This is a genomic window from Nonomuraea sp. NPDC051298, from assembly GCF_055586305.1.
Genome location: NZ_JBVJIM010000006.1, coordinates 348090 through 365813, shown reverse-complemented (window position 1 = coordinate 365813; position 17724 = coordinate 348090). Strand labels below are relative to the sequence as shown.

Genomic DNA, 17724 nt, shown 5'->3' with positions numbered 1-17724 from the left:
GCGAACCCCCGATTCTTGTTCACGGTCGATCGCGACCACCCGCGATCCGCCGCCCCTACCTCAGCGACCAAGCCCCTCGGCCCTGGTGGGTCCGTTGGGACGGTCGGACAGGGAAGCTGTCGACGTTCGCGACGCCGGGGACTGCGGTCGGTCGGGCGCCGGATCGCCGAGGAGGACGACCTTGCCGACATCGGGGTCGAAGCCGAGGACCGGGTGTTCTTGGCTGCCGCCTTCCGGGGTCATCAGCACCGGCTTGCCGAGTTCGCCGCCGATCGCCCGTAGGAAGTCGCAGAGTGTGTCGACCCCCTCTTGACCTTGTAGTTCACGAAGGTCGACGTCGAAGTCGATCTCGGTCTCCGACCTGAGCCGGCCGGCGGGCGGGACGGGCCGCCCTGTTGGCAGCGTCTTGGGGCGGAAGCATGAGGTGGCGGCTCGCAGCGTCGATCGTTTGCGCGCTGGTCGCCTCCGCGATCACGTTCCGTGTGTTTCGGCGTATGCCGTGGTCGTGGCTGTGGCTGCCGCCTGTAGCTCGTGCCTGACCGCCGCTCCGTTTCTGTACGCCCTGGCGCTCCGCAACGCCGCAAGACGGCATCAACTCCAGCCCACTCGAGGTGGCCTGGGCGACCGTCATCGGCGGCGCTGCGAGATCGGGAGATGGGGAGCCATTCGCCGGGTGCGGGCGTTTCGTTCCGGTGCGGCGCAACCCTGGTGGACCACGATCAGTTCGTTCACGGGCGCTGAGTCAGGCGTCCGACCGCTCCGACGAGGCTGGGCACGGTGAGGTCGACCTCGACCTGCAGGTCGAGGTCCGAGTCGGGCCGCCACGACTTCACCGGTACGAGCCCAGGCTCCAGCAGCGTCATCCCGTCGAAGTACGCGGAGATCTGCCGCAGTGACCGGGCCACCAGCGCCCCGGGCTTGGTCGACCGGTACACCTGCTGCCCCGCCCTGACCCTGGGGTCGCCCGTGTCGGGCGCGTAGAAGTGGGTGATCAGCAGGTGGCTGCCCGGCACCAGCGGCGCGCGCAGGGCCGCCACGATGCGGCTCACCTGCTCATCGTCCGGTACGAAGTGCAGCACCGCCGACATCAGCACCGCGACGGGCCGGTCGAAGTCGAGGTGCCCGGCGACCTCGGGCGAGGCGAGAACGGCGGCGGGGTCGGTGACGTCGCCCCAGACCGCGACGGTTTCCGAGGTCTCGGCCAGCAGGGCGCGGGCATGGGTCAGGACGATGGGATCGTTGTCGACGTAAACGACCCTGGCGTCGGGGGCGACCCGCTGGGCGACCTGGTGGACGTTCTCCTGTGTGGGCAGCCCGGCGCCGAGATCGAGGAACTGGCGCACGCCCTGCTCGGCCATGAGCCGTACGGCCTTGCCGATGAACGCGCGGTTGCCGCGGGCCGTCTCGCGCACCTCGGGGACGATCGCGATGATCTTCTCGGCGGCCACGCGGTCCGCGCGGAAGTGGTCCTTGCCTCCGAGGTAGAAGTCGTACATACGGGCCACGCTCGGGACCGAGGGGTCGACACCGGGCACTTGCGGCTCAGCACTGCTCACGTGTGGTCTCCCTGCACTGGCGTGGCGCCAGCGTAGCGATCAAAGCCGGGTGCGGTGAACCCCTGTTTCCCCGCCCGGCGCGGGCCTGGTGCGCACGCGGGGCGGCGGGTTGCGGGAGACTTGAAGGGTGAGTTCCGAGAACGGGCCGCCGACCGCCCCGGTGATCAGCACCTCCATCGTGGTGCTGACGCTGGCGCGCCGGATCGAGACCGAGCTCAACGCCGCCCTCGCGCCGCTCGACCTGTCGGTGAGCCGGCTCGGGCTGCTTGGGCACATCGCGGCCGTGCCCGGCGTCTCGTTCAGCGATCTGGCCCGCATGTCGGGGATCACCGTGCAGAGCGTGCACACGGCGGTGAAGGCGCTGGTCGGGGCGGGGCTGGTACACGACCAAACCGCCCGCGCCGGGTCGGCGGCAGCCATCGAGCTGACCCCCGACGGCACCCGTCTGCTCCAGGAGGCGCAGGCGAAGGTGGCGAAGGTGGACGAGCACCTGTTCGGGCCGGCGGCCGACCCGATCCAGCAGCAGGTGGGCGACGCGATCCGCGCCGCCTTCACTCCCTCCACCCCCTGACCGCCACCGGGCGGCGTCCCCCGAATCTCCCCGTTGTCGACCCGCTGCCACGTCAACGGCCTGCGTCCCTCAAACCTTCAGATGGGCTGAAGGTCATGCGGTAGGCTTCAGGCTGCCTGAAGGTTGACGGTTCGGAGGGAGAACTCATGGCAGCCGTGTTGTTGTCGGTGCACGTGATCGCGGCGATCGTGTTCGTGGGCGGCTCGTCCGTGGCGACGAGCCTGTTCCCGCGGTACGTCCCCGTCGCGCAGGAAGGCGTCCAGGAGGGCGTCCAGGAGGAGGTCCAGGAGGGCGCGGACGACGGGCGGAGCCGGGCGGTGGCGGCGGCGATGCACCGCATCACGCGCGGCTACGGCATCGCCGCGATCATCGTGCCCGCCGCCGGAATCGTCCTGGCCCTCCTGCAGGGCCGCATGGGCGAGTTGTGGATCATCCTGTCCCTGGTGCTCACGGCGGCCGCGGGCGTCCTGCTGGCCTGGCAGATCAACCCCCGCCAGCGTGCCGCCCTGGCCGTGCCGGGCGCCCGCGAGCGGCTGCGCCCCCTGACCATGCTGGCCGGGGGCTACAACCTGATCTGGGCGGTGGTCGCGGTGTTGATGATCACCCAGCCTGGCGGGTGAACGTGCGCGGGCGGGCCGCGACGCCCGTCGGCGATCGCGGCCCCCGCGGTCCAGGGTCGGCGCCCGGAGGTGACGCCCCCGGCGTTCAGCCCGCGAAGAGCTGGGTGAGCTTGAGGAACAGCTCGTACACCCCGTACGCGAAGGGCAGCCCCACCCACAGCCACGCCAGCGCCATCAGCCAGGTACGCCGTCCCCCGGTCTCCATGGTGCTCATACCGCCTGTCCCTTCTCCGTCACCGGCGACTGCCGCACCGGTGAGTCATCCCGCTGCGCGGTCCGTTCGTGGTAGCGCTCGTGCACCGGCCTGATCAGTTCGTTGGCCAGGAAGCCCACCGCGAGCAGCCCGATCATGATGAACAGCGAGGTCGTGTAGAGGTCGGGCCCCGCGTGTCCGGCAGCCTTCTGCGCGTCGGCGATGGCGTTGACGATCAGCGGCCCCAGTACGCCCGCCGTGGACCAGGCGGTGAGCAGCCGGCCGTGGATGGCGCCGACCTGGTACGTGCCGAACAGGTCCTTGAGGTAGGCGGGCACGGTCGCGAAGCCGCCGCCGTAGAAGGACAGGATGCCCAGCGCGCACACGATGAACAGCGGCTTGGCGCTCGCGCCGAACAGGGCGATGACGAGGTACAGCAGCGCGCCGACGCCCAGGTAGACGCGGTACATGTTCTTGCGCCCGATCAGGTCGGAGGTGGAGGACCAGACGAAGCGCCCGGCCATGTTCGCCAGCGACAGCAACGCGACGAACCCGGCCGCCGCCCCCACCGCGACCGCCGCGTGGGTGCCGGCGAAGAAGTCCGTGATCATCGGCGCGGCCTTCTCCAGGATGCCGATGCCGGCGGTGACGTTGCAGCACAGGACGACCCACAGCAGGTAGAACTGCGGGGTACGGATCGCGTTGCGGGCCGAGACGTCGGCCGTGGTGATCAGCGGGCGGCTGCCGGCCGGGCTCGGCGTCCAGCCCTTGGGCCGCCAGCCGTCGGGCGGCACCCGTACGAGCAGCACGCCCATCGACATGAACACGGCGTAGACGAGGCCGTGCACGAGGAACGTCGTGGCGATGCCGGTCGTGCTCGCCCCGAAGGAGGTCAGCATCTGCGCCGACCACGGCGAGGCGATCAGCGCTCCCCCGCCGAACCCCATGATCGCGATCCCGGTCGCCATGCCCGGCCGGTCGGGGAACCACTTGATCAGCGTGGACACCGGCGAGATGTAGCCGATGCCGAGCCCGATCCCGCCGACGAAGCCGTAGCCGAGCACCACCAGCCAGTACTGCCGGGTGAGCACGCCCAGCGCGGACAGCAGGAAGCCCGAGGAGAAGCAGGTCATCGAGACGAACATGGCCCAGCGGGGCCCGTTGCGCTCGACGAGGGTGCCGCCGAAGGCCGCCGACAGGCCGAGCATCACGATGCCAAGCTGGAACGGCAGGGCGCTCTGGGTCCCGGAGAGCTGGAGGGTGGACTCCAGCGCGGGCTTGAAGACGCTCCACGCGTACGCCTGCCCGATGGCCAGATGCACCGACAACGCCGCGGGCGGCACGAGCCAACGGCTCCAGGTGGGCGCCGCCACGATGCGGGAACGACTCAGGAAACCTGTGGGACTCGCGAACCTCGTACTCTCTGCCACGTGTCAGCGCTATCACATACGGTATGCAGTATTTGGAATATGACCTGCTCTTTACGGCAAGCGGTCAAATCTGGTCGATGAGCGGCTCAGCCCTGGAACACGGGAAGTCCAAGGACTCGGGCTAGGGAAAACCCTAGGTCACCTCCCGTGGCGGCGTCCGCGACCTCGGTGGGAACGTGCCGGTGGCACGTGCCGTCCTTCGATCGCGGCACGCACAGACCAGGGTGGTGGACGAGATGACCGAGCCATCAGGCGGGGTGGCCAAGCAGGAGCTGCCGGACTTCCTGCGCACGGCGGCGGACACGTTGACGCTCGACGACCGCAGGCTGCTGGTCCAGCAGGCGCTGGTGCTCATCGAGCAGAACTACGTGCACCTGCCGCTGAAGGCCGCGATGCACGCCGTGAACCCGGTGCAGCGGCTGCGGCTGCTGGCCGTACGGCTCAGCAGGCAGACCCCGAGCACCATGGGCCCGGAGTGGCGCTTCCACGCGGAGCTGTCGGAGATCTTCCACGCGGTACGCGACCTGCACACCAACTACGTCCTCCCCCAGCCGTACGCGGGCAAGATCGCCTACCTGCCGTACCTGATCGAGGAGTACTACACCGGCGACGAACGCCACTACGTCGTCACCAGGACCGTCGAGGGCTTCACCGCCCCGGGCTTCGGCCCCGGCGTGGAGGTGACCCACTGGAACGGCGTCCCCATCGACCGCGCGGTGGACCTCAACGGGGCCAAGTTCGCGGGCGGCAACCCGGCGGCCCGGCACGCGCGCGGTCTGCAGTCGCTGACGATCCGGCCGCTGCGCCTGCACGTGCCGCCGGACGAGAGCTGGGTGGTGCTCACGTACGTGGGGGCCGACGGCATCAGCAGGGAGCTGCGCGAGGGCTGGCGCGTGACGGACAACCAGCCGTCGTTCGTGGACGCCGACCAGCTCACCGTCGCCGCCGTCGCCCAGGGGCTCGACCTCGGCGCGGACGAGATCGGCCGGGCGCTGAAGCTGCTGTACGTCCCGGAGGCCGTCACGCTGCTGGAGGTCCTGGGCGGCGCGGAGCTGACGGCCGAGCCCACCGCGCCCGGGGCCGACCTCCCGACGTCGATGCCGGGGTTCTTCCGTGCCCGCAGCGTCGTCACGCCGTCGGGCACGTTCGGCCACATCCGGATCTTCAGCTTCAGCGTCAACGACCCCGACGCGTTCGTACGGGAGTTCGTCCGCCTCATCGAGCTGCTGCCGCAGAACGGGCTCATCGTGGACGTGCGCGGCAACGGCGGCGGCCACATCTTCGCCGCCGAGTTCCTGCTGCAGACGCTCACCCCGCGGCCCGTCGTGCCGGAGCCGACCCAGTTCATCACGACGTCGCTGAACCTGCGCATCTGCGACCAGCACCGCGAGAACCCGACCGGCGAGATCGACCTCGGCCCCTGGTGCCCGTCGATGGAGCAGGCGCTGGAGACGGGCTCGGTCTACTCCGGCAGCTTCTCCATCACCCCGGCGGGCGGGGCCAACGCCGTCGGCCAGCGGTACTTCGGGCCGGTCGTACTGGTCACCAACGCCCTGTGCTACTCGGCGACCGACATCTTCGCGGGCGGGTTCCAGGACCACGAGATCGGCCAGATCCTCGGCACGGACGACAACACCGGCGCGGGCGGCGCCAACGTCTGGACCCACGGGCTGCTCAAGCTCCTGCTCGAACTGCCCTCCCCGGTCTCCGACAACCCCTACAAGGAGCTGCCGGGGCAGGCGAACATGCGGGTCTCGATCAGGCGCACGCTGCGGGTGAACGACCTGGCGGGCACACCCGTCGAGGACCTCGGCGTGGTGCCGGGCCACCGCCACCGGATGACCCGCGCGGACGTCCTGCAGGACAACGCCGACCTGCTCGCGCGGGCCGGCGAGCTGCTGGCCGGGCGGCCGGTGCGGCGGCTCGACGTGCGGGTGGCGCCGGACGAGCTGACCTTCACGACGCGGCTCGTGAATCGGGTGGACGTCTACCTGGACGGCCGGCCGCAGGTCTCGGTGGACGTGCTGGCGGAGGTCATGACCGTGCCGGTGCCAGGGGCGGGGTCGGCGCGCGTCATCAGGGTCGAGGGACTCCAGGACGGCATCCTGGTCGCGGCCCGCACCATCCTCCCGCACTGAGCCCTCGCACTGAGCCCCCCGCACGAGCTGAACCGTGCGGGAGATCACGTTCTGGGGCCGTGGCCGCGGCTCCGGGCGGGCGGGGACGCCTCCGGTGACGGCGTCCCGGCCATCGCCCGGTCGGCCTCGGCGACGAGCGGGCTGTCGCGGTGCACCTGCCAGCCGGTCCGCAGGCGGCGCAGCTCGGCGTCCACGCGGGCCGAGGCGATCAGCGGCACGTCGTCGCTGAGCGTCAGCGCCGTAACCGCCGCCTGCTCGGGGTCACCGGCGCGAAGGTGGGCGTGCGCGGCCCGCAGGCCGATCAGCACCCGGGTACGCGCCTCGACCGGACGGCGGTCGTTCATGGAGGCGGTGAAGTGGCGGGCGGCGGTGGCGTGGTCGCCGAGCTGGGTGAGGGTCAGGCCGATCTGGTGTTCCAGGGATTCACGGCGGTAGTTGCCCGTCCACTCCGTCTCCGGGGGCGAGTCCGCGCGTTCGAGCTGGGTCTCCGTACGGCGGAGCAGGCTCAGGGCGTCCCAGCGGGTGCCCGCCGCCGCGTGCGCCTCGGCGCGCATGCCGGTGATCCAGGCCAGCGTGCGCCCTGGCCCGTGCCCGCCCAGCGCGGAGGCCGCCGCGTCGGCCAGCGCGAGGGCCTCGCCGTCGTGGCCCAGCTCGGCGGCCTGCACGGCCATGCTGCGTAACGCCGTGGCCCGTAGCAGCAGGTCACCGGCCTCGTCCGCGAGCCGTACCGTGCTGATGTAGTAGCGCTGCGCCAGCGCGTTCGCCCCGGCGTCCATGGCCATGTACGCGGCCAGATAGCTCAGCTCGGCGGCCGCCGTGAACAGGTCGGGCCTGGTACGGCCGGTCGCCTCCCGTAACAGGGGCGTGACCTCGCGCGACAGGTACGCGGCGACGGCGGTGCGGGCGTGGCCGCCGCCGTGCCGGTCATCCAGGTCGGCGAACCCGGCGGTGGCGGCGCGGACGCGGGCCACGTCACCGGCGCCCGGCCGGCCGAGTGGGCCCCGTACGCGGGCCTCGCCGCGCCGGTCGGCCAGCCCGGTGAGCGCGGCCAGCGTGAACGTGCCCGCGGTCAGCACGGTACGGCGGTTGAACAGGTCGTCCTCCCCGAGCGTGGCCAGGCGCGCGACCGGGTCGCCGCGCCACGGGTCGTCGGCGGGCGGCACGGTCCCCGGGTCCGGCCAGCCGAGGTGCCCCGGGCGCAGCTCCGGCCGGTTGAGGCGGCGGCGGAACGCCTCCACGGCGGCGTGCACGGCCTCAGGCCTGGGCACCGTGCCGGTCAGCCAGTGCCCCACCGCGGAACGGTCGTAGTGGATCCGCTCCCCGGTCTCGGCGGCGACGGCGTTGACGTGCTGCGCGGTGGCGGCGTGCGTCCAGCCCGCCTGCTCGATCAGCGTGGCGAGGGCCCGGTTCGCGACGGGGCGGGTGCGTCGTGGCGGCATCGCAATCTTCACATCGCTTCACATCGCGGTGCTCTCGACGATCCGTCGTGCGCAGCGCACCGTCAATAGTGCGGACAGTGATGTGATGGCGCGCCTGTGGTCACCGATGCCTGACGGCCGATGGTCGGTGGCTGGTGGCTGATGGCGCGAGTGTGAGCGGAGGAGGAGGCGTGATACGCACGCGGACGGGCGGGCTCATTCCGGGCATGTCGCCCATGACGCCATGAACGGCTCGGCGTACACGAGGGACGGCATCGGCGAACCCCGCCACAACCTCGGGCGCCACGTGGACGGCGCCCCGTTCGAGGTGGCGCACGCCGAGTTACTCGCGGCTCTCGAGGGACGGCCGCTGGTCGCGATCGACCGGTTCGGCACCGTCCTGCGTACCGGCTACACCGGGCCCAGCCCCGTCGAGGCCCTGCGCCCGGCGCTGAGCATCGGCTGCTACCCGGCCTGGGACCCGGCGCTGCCCGGCATGGTCGTCGCCGCCGAGGACCGCACCCGCGTGCGGTCGGTGGCCGAGCGGCAGGGCTGGCTGCGCCGCGTACGGCACGACGCCGCCCGGCACCTGGTCAAGCTCGACCGCCCGCCGGTCATCTCCACCTGCTTCGCCGGCGCCCAGTTGCAGGAGCTGGCCCACGGCGGCACGATCGCGGCGATCGACCCGGGGGTGCGGGCCACGATCGAGGCCCGGCACCTGTTCGACGACCTGCTGCGGGCGGCCGGGGTGCCCGCCGTGGCGCGGATCCGCTGCGTACCGGCCGAGCGGCTGCCCGGCCTGGCCGAGCTGCGCCGCGCGGTCGGCATGGAACGGGTCGTGGTGCAGGCAGGGGGCGGGTCCGGCGGGCGCGGCACCGTGATCGTGTCGGGCGAGGACGACATGGGACGGGCGGCGCGGCTGCTGGGGCCGTACCGGGTGGCGGCGTACGTGGAGGGGCGGCCGTGCGCGGTCACCGTCCTCAGCGTCCCGGACGGCGCGGGCGGCGTCAGCGTGTACGTGGACCGTCCCGCCCACTCGGCCACCGGCATCGCCGAGCTGGGCGTCGGCCCGCTGACCAGCGCGGGGCACGACTGGTCGCGCCCCTGGCCGGTGCCCGCCGCCGCGCTGCTCGTCGACTGCGCCGAGCGCATCGCGGTCTGGGGCTGGCGGCGCTACGGCGTGGCCGGGCTGTTCTGCCTGCACGCGCTGCTGACGCCGGGCGAGCGGGTCTACCTGTCCGCGATCAGGTGGCGGTACGACGAGAGCACCGAGGCGTCCGCCGCGAACCAGCAGGCCGTGGGGGTGCCGCCGTTCGTCCTGGCGCACCTGACCGTGATGTCGGGCGGGCGGGTGAGCTGGCTGGGAGAGCCGCACGAGTTCAACCAGCTCAGCCTGCTGCGCGCCGCCCAGCCCGGCGGGCCCTTCTCGGTACGGGTCCGCCTGAGGAACGAGTCGCCGGTACGGATCGCCCCCGGCCACCCCCCGGGCGTCTACCGGCTGGACCGGCACGGCCATCCGCACTGGGTCCGCCGGGGCGCGCACCCGGCCGACGCCCGCGCCGACGACGGCGAGTTCCTGCTCGCGGGCCTGCCCGAGCCGGACGTGGTGTGCCATCCCGGCGCCGACCTCGCCACCGTCGAGGCCGTCACGGACGGGTCGACCCAGCCCTTCCACGACCCGGCCGGGGCCTCGTCGTTCACGCGCCGGGTCGCCGCCGCCGTCCACCGCCTCTTCCAACCCCACGACCCCTGACAGCCCTCTACCCCACGAGCCGGGCCCACGATCCGAGCCCACGAGCCGGGCCCATGAGCCATGAGCCGGAGCCCGCGACCGGCGCGCGTGACGCGCCGGTCGCGAGACCGTCCGGGCAGACTCTGAGCGCGGACTCTCGGCACGGGTTTCCTGCGCAGGTTGTCAGCGCAGGCCGATGGCGCTTTCCCAGAACCAGTTCCAGCGGATCTCGTCGCGGAAGCGGACCGCTCCCGCCTCGTACAGGACACCGATCGCGCCGTTGCCGATGAGCGTCATCTCGGAGTATCCCGCGTGATCGTTGTCGATCCGCACCCCGGCGTTGTTCGTGGAGTTGTCGTAGTTCCGCCAGGTGGCGCCCTCGTCGAAGGACGAGCGTACGTTCATGCCCACGGCGTTGTTGTCGGTCTTCGGGGTGGCGGGCGCGGAGAGCAGGATGCGGGTGTAGGGGCCGCCGTCCCAGCGCTGGCGGAGGAGGGCGGGGTGGGTCGGCGGGGCGACGATGGCGCTGTCGGCGCGGAAGTCGCCGTCGAAGGTCAGGCCGCCGTCCTTGCTGAGGCCCCTGGCCATGCCGCGGGTGGAGGTGTGGTCGTCGGGGACCGCGCCGTTGCGGGCGATCACGAGGATGGACCCGTCGGTCCGCTCGACGATGGTCTGCTCGCCCAGCTTCAGGAACGACTTGTCGTACGTGGCGGTCGCGCCGATCTGCCACGTCGCGCCGTGGTCGTCGCTGTAGACGAGCCGTACGCTCTGGGTGCTGCCCACGGCGTAGTAGACGGGCACGACCAGGCGGCCCGCGTTGGCGCCCCGGGTGAGCTGGATCCCGTGCCCCGGCCCGGTGGCGAACCAGTCACCGGCTCCTGCGGGGGCCTTGATGTCGCCCGTCAGGTCACGGGGCGCCGACCACGTACGCCCGTCGTCCCGGCTGACCTGGACCTTGGGGGTGCGCGGGGTGGTCTGGGTGGCGGTCGGTTCCGAGGTCGTGAACAGGAAGACGGGTCCGGTCGAGTCGGCCACCAGGGTCGCGTTCCCCTGGAGGATCGCCCCCGTGGTGCTGGCCAGGACGGTCCTGCTGGCGTCCCAGGTGAGGCCGTTGTCGGTGGAACGGCGCATGACGATGTCGAACGCGCCGTGGTCCGCGCAGTTCCTGTTGCGCCGCTCGGCGAAGGCGAGCAGCACGTTGTTCTTGGTCTTCACGACGGCCGGGAGCCGGAAGCAGGTGGTGAGCGTCGCTCCGGTCGCCGGGTCGGTGGTCGAGAACGACCTCCAGAGGGTCTGCTTGTGCCAGGTGAGGGTGGGCGGCTGGGCGGCCGCGGCGGGCGAGGCGCTGATCACCACGGCCGCGACGGCACCGACCGCGGCGCCGAAGATCCGTAAGCTGGGCATGGAATCCTCCATCTCGCGCGATTCGCGGTCATGATCTCATCCGGCCGCCGCGCTTCTGGGGCTCCAACCACAGCGCCACCGATACACCTGTGATACTCCGCGTCCCCGCTGACGGCTGATACGACCGGTGCTCCGCGTGTCGGCCGACGACGGCCCGCGCGCGACCGAAGGCAGCAGGCGGGAGCGGCTGCGCGCCGAGACGGCACGCGAGATCAAGGAGACCGCTCTGGCGCTGCTCTCGGAGGGCGGGCCGGGCGCGGTCACGCTGCGGGCCATCGCCCGCCGCATGGGCATGACGGCCGGAGCCATCTACGGCTACTACGCCACCCGCGACGACCTGCTCACCGCCCTGATCGACGACGTCTACACGGCCCTGATGGACGAGATCGAGCAGGCGTGCGACGCGCTGCCCGCCGACGATCCCTCGGGGCGGCTGCTGGTGTGGGCGGAGACGTTCAGGAGGTGGTCGGTCGCCAACCCGGAGGGTTTCCGGCTGGTCTACGGAGAGCCGGTCCCCGGCTACCGGCCGCCGCCGGGCGGGCCCGCGCCCGAGGCCGGGCGGCGGGCCTGCGCCGGGCTCGTCGCCCTGGTGGCCGCCGCCTGGCCGTACCTGACCTCACGCGGCGAGGTCTCCCCGGAGGGCTCCGGAGGCGGGGTCTCGCCGTACGGGTGGTCCGACTTCGGGCCCGGCCTCGCCGACGAGGTGCGGGCGTCCCATCCCGGGCTGCCACCGTCCGCCGTCGCGCTGGCCCTGCGGGTGTGGGGGCGCATGCACGGGCTCGTCGCGCTGGAGGTGCACGGCCATCTGCGGGTTCAGGCGCGGCACCCGGACAAGCTCTACCACGACGAGATTCGCGACCTCGTCACCTCCCTGGGGCTGCCCGCCCCAGGCCCCCGTCCCTGATCGGCGGCATCACGAGGCCAGGACGCGGGCCAGGGCGTGCAGGGTCGCCACCGAGGTGCCTGGCGGCGGCGAGACGCGGAGTACGGGCTCACGCAGGTCCAGCGGCGCGCGAGCCGTGGGGACCACCCCGACCAGGAGCGACGCCTCGGCGGCGCGGGCGGCGGCGCGTTCGGCCGTGTCGCCCGGCGGCGGCCTGAGCGTGACGAGGGCCGAGGGCTCGTCGTACGGCTCCACCACGCGCCACCCACCGGCCCCATCGAGCAGCTCGCGGGTCGTCCGGCCGAGGCAGGCCAGGTGGGCGTGGACGTCGGAGGGGCCGAGGGCCTGGTGTTCGAGCACCGCCACACCCAGCCCGACCCGGGCCGCGACGGCGCTCTCCGCGCTCTCGTAACGCGCCGCCCCCGGCACCGGCACCGGCTCGCCGACCCGCGACGACAGCTCAGCCCACAGAGCGCCTTCGCCGTCCGGCGACGGCACGGCACCGAGGGTCCCGGTGCCGAGGGTCCCGGTGCCGAGAGTCCCGGTGCCGAGAGTCCACGTGTGGCCGCCGAGGGTGGGGGCGGGGGCGTCCATGGTGATGGCTGGGGACATGGTGGCGGCCGGGGACGGGGCGGTGGCCGGGGGTGGGGTGGCGGTCAGGGCGGGGGCGATCAGGAAGCCGACCCCGCGCGGCCCGGCCAGCCACTTGCGCGACGTCCCCACGTACGCGTCCGCCCCCGCCCCCCGCACCTCCACGTGCCCCAGCGACTGGCAGACGTCCAGCACGTACGGCACCCCGGCCGCCCGGCACAGCCTCCCGAGGTCGTGGACCGGTTGCACGATCCCGGAGTGGGAGCCGACGTGGGAGACGATCACCAGGTCGAGCCCCGCCGCCAGCCGGGCCCGCAGACCGTCGGGGTCGATGCGGGACGAGCCGTCCACCGGCAGTTCGACCAGTCGCCAGCCACGGCGGGCGGCCAGGCGGTGCAGGAGCATCAGCGTGCTGCCGTACTCGGTGCGCGCGCAGCCGATGCGGGCTCCCGGCGGGAGCCGCCAGCCGCCCAGCAGGGCCGCCATCGCCGCCGTCCCGCTCTCCAGGAACGCCACGTCCCCCGGCCCGGCCCCGACCAGGGCGGCCAGGGCCCGCCGGCAGGCGGTGAGGTCGGGGACCGCGCGGTAGCCCCCGCGTTCGCGTTCCAGCCGCAGGTGCGCCTCGACCTCGTCGATGACCAGGTCGCTGGGCACGTTGCACCCGGCCGCGTCCAGATGGCCGGGCGGGATCACCGACCGGGCCGTCCGCCAGAACTCGGCGACCCGCGCGCCCGCCCCCGTGCCCGGGGGAGGGCTCATGCCTCGGCCAGGACCAGCGTGAAGTCTCCTGCCGGGTCGGTGAAGCGGCGGCGTACCCGGAAACCGGCCGCCGTCAGCTCCTGAGCCAGTCCTTCCTGACGGAACTTGGCGCTGATCTCGGTGCGCATCTCCTCACCGGCCGCGAACTCCACCGTCAGCCCGAGCGCGCCGACGCTCACCCGCATGTCGCGGGAGGCGCGCAGCCGCATCTCGATCCAGTCGTGCCGGTCGTCGTACAGAGCCACGTGCTCGAACGCCTCCGGCTCGAAGTCCGCGTCCAGCTCCCGGTCGATCACCCGGAGCACGTTCCTGTTGAACTCGGCGGTCACCCCGGCCGCGTCGTCGTACGCCGCCACCAGCCGCCCGGTGTCCTTCACCAGGTCGGCCCCGAGCAGGAACGTGTCCCCGTGCCGCAGCGTGGCCCGCAGCTCCTTCAGGAACACCGCGCGCGCGACCGGTTCGAGGTTGCCGATCGTGCCGCCGAGGAAGGCCACCACGCGCCGCCCGCCGCGCGGCAGCAGCGCCAGGTGCCGTTCGAAGTCGGCGCACACGGCCCGGACGGCCAGCCCGGGGAAGCGTCCCGCCAGCCGCCGGGCGGCGGACTCCAGGGTGACCGCGTCCACGTCGACCGGCGTGTAGCCGCGCAGCGTGCCGGCCGCCGACATGGCCTCCAGCAGCAGCCCGGTCTTCTCGCTGGTGCCCGAGCCCAGCTCGACGAGGGTGTCCGCACCGGCGACCAGGTCCGCCGCGTGGGCGCGCAGGATGGCCAGCTCGCGCCGGGTCGGGTAGTACTCGGGCAGCCGGGTGATCCGTGAGAACAGCTCGCTGCCCGTCGCGTCGTAGAACCATTTGGGCGGCAGCCACTTGGGCGACGCCGTCAGACCGTTCGTGACGTCCTCTTCGAGGGCCTGGCGCAGGTAGTCGCGGTGAAGGTGGTTGATCACATGCACGGTGGAATGGCTGACAGGCACGAGGGCCTCCTGAGGTGAGATCACAACGGCTGGACGCGTACGTCGTCGCGGGTGACGGTCAGCAGGGTCCGCTCGGGCACGGCCTGCCACCCCGGCAGGTCGTCGAGGGGCTCGCTGGCCACCAGCACGCCGTCATGGAGCCGGCGATGGAACAGGGAGTCGCCCCAGACGGTCGCGGCGATGGACGCGCCGTCGCAGGCGAGCAGGTTCAGGCGGGCGTCGGGGTCCTTCTCCCCGGCCCGTACGACGACGTCGGCCAGCGCCTCGCCCAGCCCCGCGCCGGCGCGACCGCGCTGGAAGACGGCGGCCGCCACCCAGGCGGCGTCACAGGTGCTCTCGGCCGAGTCGGCGAGGTCCTTGACCGCATCGCGGGCGACGCGGCCGTTGTGGCTGAGCAGCCACGTCCGGTCGGCGAACGGCGCGGTCGCGCTCTCCTCGATCGGCATGCCGACGGTGGCCGACCGCACGGCCGCCAGCAGGCAGGTCGAACGGGCCACCTCGGCCAGGGCGGGCAGGTTGGCGTCGGTCCAGATGGGCACGGCGCGGCGGTAGCGCACGGGCTCGGGGCGGGCGGGGACGTACCAGCCCATGCCGAACCCGTCGGCGTTGATCAGGCCCGCCCGCTGCCGGCGGGGCGCGTACGACTGGACGAGCAGGCCGTACTCGGGCTCCTGGACGAGCGAGGAGAGCGAGCGGGCGGCGCCCAGCCAGGCCGCGTGCCTGCACACCTCAGACCAGCTCCGAACGCGCGCAGCGGAAACCGGTGAAGATCTGCCGCCGGATCGGGTAGTCCCAGTTCCTGAACGTGGTCCGCACCGCCGCCGGGTCGGCCGCCCACGAGCCGCCGCGCAGCACCCGGTACTCCTCGCCGAAGAACACCTCGCTGTACTCCCTGTACGGGAAGCTGCGGAACCCCGGATACCCGTCGAACCACGAGGAGGTCCACTCCCACACGTCGCCCACCATCTGCTCGGCCCCGTAGGCGGAGGCGCCGCCCGGATAGGCGCCGAGCGGCGCGGGACGGGCGGCGCGGTGGCCGAGGTTGGCCAGCGACGGCCCGGGGGCGGCCTCGCCCCACGGATAACGCCGGGACCTGCGCTCCTCCGGGTCCCAGCCGCACGCCTTCTCCCACTCGGCCTCGGTGGGCAGGCGCTTGCCGGCCCAGCGGGCGTAGGCGTCGGCCTCGTACCAGGAGACGTGCTGGACGGGCTCGTCCATGGGGACGGGCTCGGTGCGGCCGAAACGGGTGCGCGCCCAGGAGTCGCCGTCCCGCGTCCAGAAGAGCGGGGCGGTGACGCCGCTGCGCTGCCGCCACTGCCGGCCCTCCGGGGTCCACCAGCGCGGGTCGTCGTAGCCGCCGTCCTCGATGAACGCGGCGTAGGCGCGGTTGCCGACGGGGAGCCGGTCGATCCAGTAGCCGGGCAGGTCGACCCGGGTGGCCGGGCGCTCGTTGTCGTAGGCCCACGGCAGCGTGTCGGTGCCCATGAGGAACGCCCCGGCGGGCACGTGCACCTCCTCAGGACCCTCGGCGCGGCCCGGCGGCAGGTCGCCGTCGCGGACGAGGCCGGGCTGCCCGGAGAGCTGGAGGGTGGCGAGCATGGTCTCGTCGTGCTGGTGCTCGTGCTGGATGACCAGGCCGAACACGAACCCGTCACGGTGCAGCGGCGACGGGCCCGCCAGGTCGACGGCGTCGAGCACGTCGAGCACGCGGCCGCGTACGCCCTCGATGTAGCGGCGGGCCTCGCCCGGGGGCAGGAAGGGCAGGCTGGGGCGGTCTTTGCGGGGGGTCTTGAAGGCGTCGTAGATGTCGTCGATCTCGGGGCGCAGCGGGGTGATGCCCGCCGCCGCGCGCAGCACCCACAGCTCCTCGTAGTTGCCCACGTGGGCCAGGTCCCACACCAGGGGTGACATCAGCGGGGAGTGCTGGCGTACGAGGAGGTCGTCCTCCGCCTGCGTGTAGGTCAGCGACCGGTCGCGGACCGCGAGGAGCGCGGCGGCGATGCGTTCCTTGAAGTCGTCCGCGTCCTTGAACTCGTCCTTGTCGGCGGGTGTGGTGAAGTCAGCAGGCTTGGAGTCGCTCATCGCAGTCCTTCGTCGAGCCAGGCCGGGGTCGGGTGTCCCGGCGTGCTGTCCATCAGGTCCATCAGGTCCATCTGGTCGATCAGGTCGATCAGGTCGGCCCCGGGCGAGCGTCCGGCCGACACGTGCCGGTCGGCGAACGCGGCCACCTGCCCCACCAGGCCGGGCTCCGCACCCAGCCGGGGCAGCGCCTCCAGCGCGGCGCGGAAGCACGTCTCGGCCGCCTCGCGCAGGCGCGGCTCGGCCAGCCCGCACCGCGCCGCCGTCTCCCACGGGTCCTGACCCCCGTTCACCCGCGGCCCCCTGACACCCCGTGGGCCGCCTGCCGGCTGCCCGTGCGGGAGGTACGGCTCCACGGCGGCCATCGCGGCGTCGCCCGCCCGGTCGTCGGTGACGAGGGCGTGCGTGACGGCCACGCACACCGGCCAGGCCGCCGGGTGCTGCGCGTCGAGATAGCGGATCTCCAGCCAGCCCCGAGGGCGCACCGGGGGGAAGAGCGTGGTGGCGTGGTAGGCCAGGTCCTCGGCGGTGGGCCTGCGGTGGCCGTCGCCCGAGGGCGCGCCGCCCTCCAGCCAGTCGCGGAACGTCGAGCCGTCGCGTACGGGGCGGTAGCGCTCGTCGTCCTCGCGGACCAGCATGAGCCGGGCGTCCAGCAGGTAGTCGGCCCAGTCGGCGGCGGGATCGCCGGTGGCGGGCACGGGGACGGTCCTGGAGGGGTCGAGGTTGTTCCAGACGGCCTGCCGCCCGGACATCCAGCCACACGGCCTGCCCCCGCTCAGCGGGGAGTTGGCGAACGCCGCCAGGAGCACGGGGCCGAGGGCGTGGGCGCGTTCCCAGCGGGTGACGGGCCGGTCGCCGAGGTCGAGGTTGACCTGGATCGAGGCGGTCGAGCACATCATGAGCGCCCCGTACGGCAGGCCGAGGAACTCGGCCATCGCCTCGTACCGGGGCAGGGTGAGCTGGCGGCGGGCCGGGCGTACCGGGTCGAGGCCCACACCGGCCAGCGCCAGCCCGGCGGCGCGCAGGGCCTCGCGCACGGTGGCCACGTCGGCGGCCAGGCGGGTCACCGCGCCGGGCAGCGGGCCGGCCGGCCCCGACAGTTCGAGCTGGCCGCCCGGCTCGAACGTCACCCGGCTCCCGCCCGGCAGCTCGGCCGGCAGCGCGCGCTCGGCCCTGGCCAGCGGGACGTGCCTGGCGGCGTCCGTACGGTCGAAGACCAGGAACTCCAGCTCGACGCCCACCCGGTCGGCGGAGGCGGCGGGACGGAAACAGCGGCCCGCGAAGTCCGCCACCTCCGAGGCATCGCGCAACGGCGGTGTGCTCTCGGCCGTGACCCCGATCATCCTCTCCTCCTCGCCCAGCCCGCACAAATGCGCTCG

Annotated in this window: 15 protein-coding genes; 5 read left to right on the top strand and 10 right to left on the bottom strand. The window is 73.1% G+C overall.

Translation table 11 applies throughout. The features are described from left to right. Window positions 1-728: 728 nt before the first annotated feature. Window positions 729-1556: an SAM-dependent methyltransferase gene (locus ACZ6S0_RS21235; RefSeq protein ID WP_465920140.1), complete on the bottom strand. Its 828-nt coding sequence runs from the start codon at window positions 1554-1556 to the stop codon at window positions 729-731. Between the two features lie 127 nt (window positions 1557-1683). Between ACZ6S0_RS21235 and ACZ6S0_RS21230 the strand changes: the two genes are divergently transcribed. Both ACZ6S0_RS21230 and ACZ6S0_RS21225 read left to right on the top strand, forming a co-directional pair. Continuing rightward, window positions 1684-2127, top strand: a complete 444-nt coding sequence (locus tag ACZ6S0_RS21230; RefSeq protein WP_465920138.1) for a MarR family winged helix-turn-helix transcriptional regulator — start codon at window positions 1684-1686, stop codon at window positions 2125-2127. 146 nt (window positions 2128-2273) lie between these two features. Next, the gene (locus ACZ6S0_RS21225; protein WP_465920136.1) at window positions 2274-2747 is read left to right on the top strand and encodes a hypothetical protein; all 474 of its coding nucleotides are present in this window, start codon (window positions 2274-2276) and stop codon (window positions 2745-2747) included. Window positions 2748-2832: 85 nt separating this feature from the next. On the opposite strand, the gene ACZ6S0_RS21220 is transcribed toward ACZ6S0_RS21225, so the two are convergent. Then, the gene (locus ACZ6S0_RS21220; RefSeq protein ID WP_465920132.1) at window positions 2833-2961 is read right to left on the bottom strand and encodes an MFS transporter small subunit; all 129 of its coding nucleotides are present in this window, start codon (window positions 2959-2961) and stop codon (window positions 2833-2835) included. Beyond that, complete coding sequence (locus tag ACZ6S0_RS21215; protein WP_465920130.1) at window positions 2958-4370, bottom strand: L-lactate MFS transporter; 1413 nt, start codon at window positions 4368-4370, stop codon at window positions 2958-2960. The genes ACZ6S0_RS21220 and ACZ6S0_RS21215 overlap by 4 nt, the downstream gene beginning before the upstream one ends. Window positions 4371-4606: 236 nt before the next feature. Here ACZ6S0_RS21215 and ACZ6S0_RS21210 point away from each other — a divergent pair, with 236 nt between their 5' ends. After that, window positions 4607-6508 carry a S41 family peptidase gene (locus ACZ6S0_RS21210; RefSeq protein ID WP_465920128.1) on the top strand — a complete coding sequence of 634 codons (1902 nt, stop codon included), beginning with the start codon at window positions 4607-4609 and terminating at the stop codon, window positions 6506-6508. A 44-nt stretch (window positions 6509-6552) separates the two neighbouring features. Here ACZ6S0_RS21210 and ACZ6S0_RS21205 read toward each other — a convergent pair whose 3' ends face one another. After that, complete coding sequence (locus ACZ6S0_RS21205; protein ID WP_465920126.1) at window positions 6553-7947, bottom strand: hypothetical protein; 1395 nt, start codon at window positions 7945-7947, stop codon at window positions 6553-6555. A gap of 223 nt (window positions 7948-8170) precedes the next feature. On the opposite strand from ACZ6S0_RS21205, the gene ACZ6S0_RS21200 reads away from it, so the two are divergent. Further along, window positions 8171-9679, top strand: coding sequence for a hypothetical protein (locus ACZ6S0_RS21200; RefSeq protein WP_465920124.1), 1509 nt, complete (start codon window positions 8171-8173; stop codon window positions 9677-9679). Between the two features lie 162 nt (window positions 9680-9841). Here ACZ6S0_RS21200 and ACZ6S0_RS21195 read toward each other — a convergent pair whose 3' ends face one another. Continuing rightward, on the bottom strand, window positions 9842-11062 hold the full coding sequence (locus tag ACZ6S0_RS21195) for a sialidase family protein (RefSeq protein WP_465920121.1): 1221 nt from the start codon (window positions 11060-11062) through the stop codon (window positions 9842-9844). A 127-nt stretch (window positions 11063-11189) separates the two neighbouring features. On the opposite strand from ACZ6S0_RS21195, the gene ACZ6S0_RS21190 reads away from it, so the two are divergent. Beyond that, window positions 11190-11966 (top strand): TetR/AcrR family transcriptional regulator, encoded by a 777-nt coding sequence (locus ACZ6S0_RS21190; RefSeq protein ID WP_465920119.1) that lies wholly within the window; start codon window positions 11190-11192, stop codon window positions 11964-11966. Window positions 11967-11975: 9 nt separating this feature from the next. Here the strand turns inward: ACZ6S0_RS21190 and egtE are convergent, their stop codons facing one another. The 5 genes from egtE to egtA are packed head-to-tail and all read right to left on the bottom strand — an operon-like array spanning window position 11976 to window position 17688. Further along, a complete protein-coding gene (gene egtE / locus ACZ6S0_RS21185; RefSeq protein WP_465920116.1) occupies window positions 11976-13295 on the bottom strand; it encodes an ergothioneine biosynthesis PLP-dependent enzyme EgtE in 1320 nt (439 codons plus the stop codon). Next, window positions 13292-14266, bottom strand: a complete 975-nt coding sequence (gene egtD, locus ACZ6S0_RS21180; protein WP_465920115.1) for an L-histidine N(alpha)-methyltransferase — start codon at window positions 14264-14266, stop codon at window positions 13292-13294. Before egtD ends, egtE begins: the two co-directional genes overlap by 4 nt. 20 nt (window positions 14267-14286) lie before the next feature. Further along, a complete protein-coding gene (egtC, locus tag ACZ6S0_RS21175; RefSeq protein ID WP_465920113.1) occupies window positions 14287-14994 on the bottom strand; it encodes an ergothioneine biosynthesis protein EgtC in 708 nt (235 codons plus the stop codon). 1 nt (window position 14995) lies between these two features. Continuing rightward, the gene (egtB, locus tag ACZ6S0_RS21170) at window positions 14996-16348 is read right to left on the bottom strand and encodes an ergothioneine biosynthesis protein EgtB (protein ID WP_465920110.1); all 1353 of its coding nucleotides are present in this window, start codon (window positions 16346-16348) and stop codon (window positions 14996-14998) included. Then, window positions 16345-17688: an ergothioneine biosynthesis glutamate--cysteine ligase EgtA gene (egtA, locus tag ACZ6S0_RS21165; protein WP_465920107.1), complete on the bottom strand. Its 1344-nt coding sequence runs from the start codon at window positions 17686-17688 to the stop codon at window positions 16345-16347. The genes egtB and egtA overlap by 4 nt, the downstream gene beginning before the upstream one ends. Window positions 17689-17724 lie beyond the last annotated feature (36 nt).

Coding starts and splice junctions, on each gene's coding strand:
- ACZ6S0_RS21195 (WP_465920121.1), bottom strand. CDS start 11,062: ATGCCCAGCTTACGGATCTTCGGCGCCGCGGTCGGTGCCGTCGCGGCC.
- ACZ6S0_RS21210 (WP_465920128.1), top strand. CDS start 4,607: ATGACCGAGCCATCAGGCGGGGTGGCCAAGCAGGAGCTGCCGGACTTC.
- egtA (WP_465920107.1), bottom strand. CDS start 17,688: ATGATCGGGGTCACGGCCGAGAGCACACCGCCGTTGCGCGATGCCTCG.
- ACZ6S0_RS21225 (WP_465920136.1), top strand. CDS start 2,274: ATGGCAGCCGTGTTGTTGTCGGTGCACGTGATCGCGGCGATCGTGTTC.
- egtB (WP_465920110.1), bottom strand. CDS start 16,348: ATGAGCGACTCCAAGCCTGCTGACTTCACCACACCCGCCGACAAGGAC.
- egtE (WP_465920116.1), bottom strand. CDS start 13,295: ATGAGCCCTCCCCCGGGCACGGGGGCGGGCGCGCGGGTCGCCGAGTTC.
- ACZ6S0_RS21220 (WP_465920132.1), bottom strand. CDS start 2,961: ATGAGCACCATGGAGACCGGGGGACGGCGTACCTGGCTGATGGCGCTG.
- ACZ6S0_RS21205 (WP_465920126.1), bottom strand. CDS start 7,947: ATGCCGCCACGACGCACCCGCCCCGTCGCGAACCGGGCCCTCGCCACG.
- ACZ6S0_RS21200 (WP_465920124.1), top strand. CDS start 8,171: ATGAACGGCTCGGCGTACACGAGGGACGGCATCGGCGAACCCCGCCAC.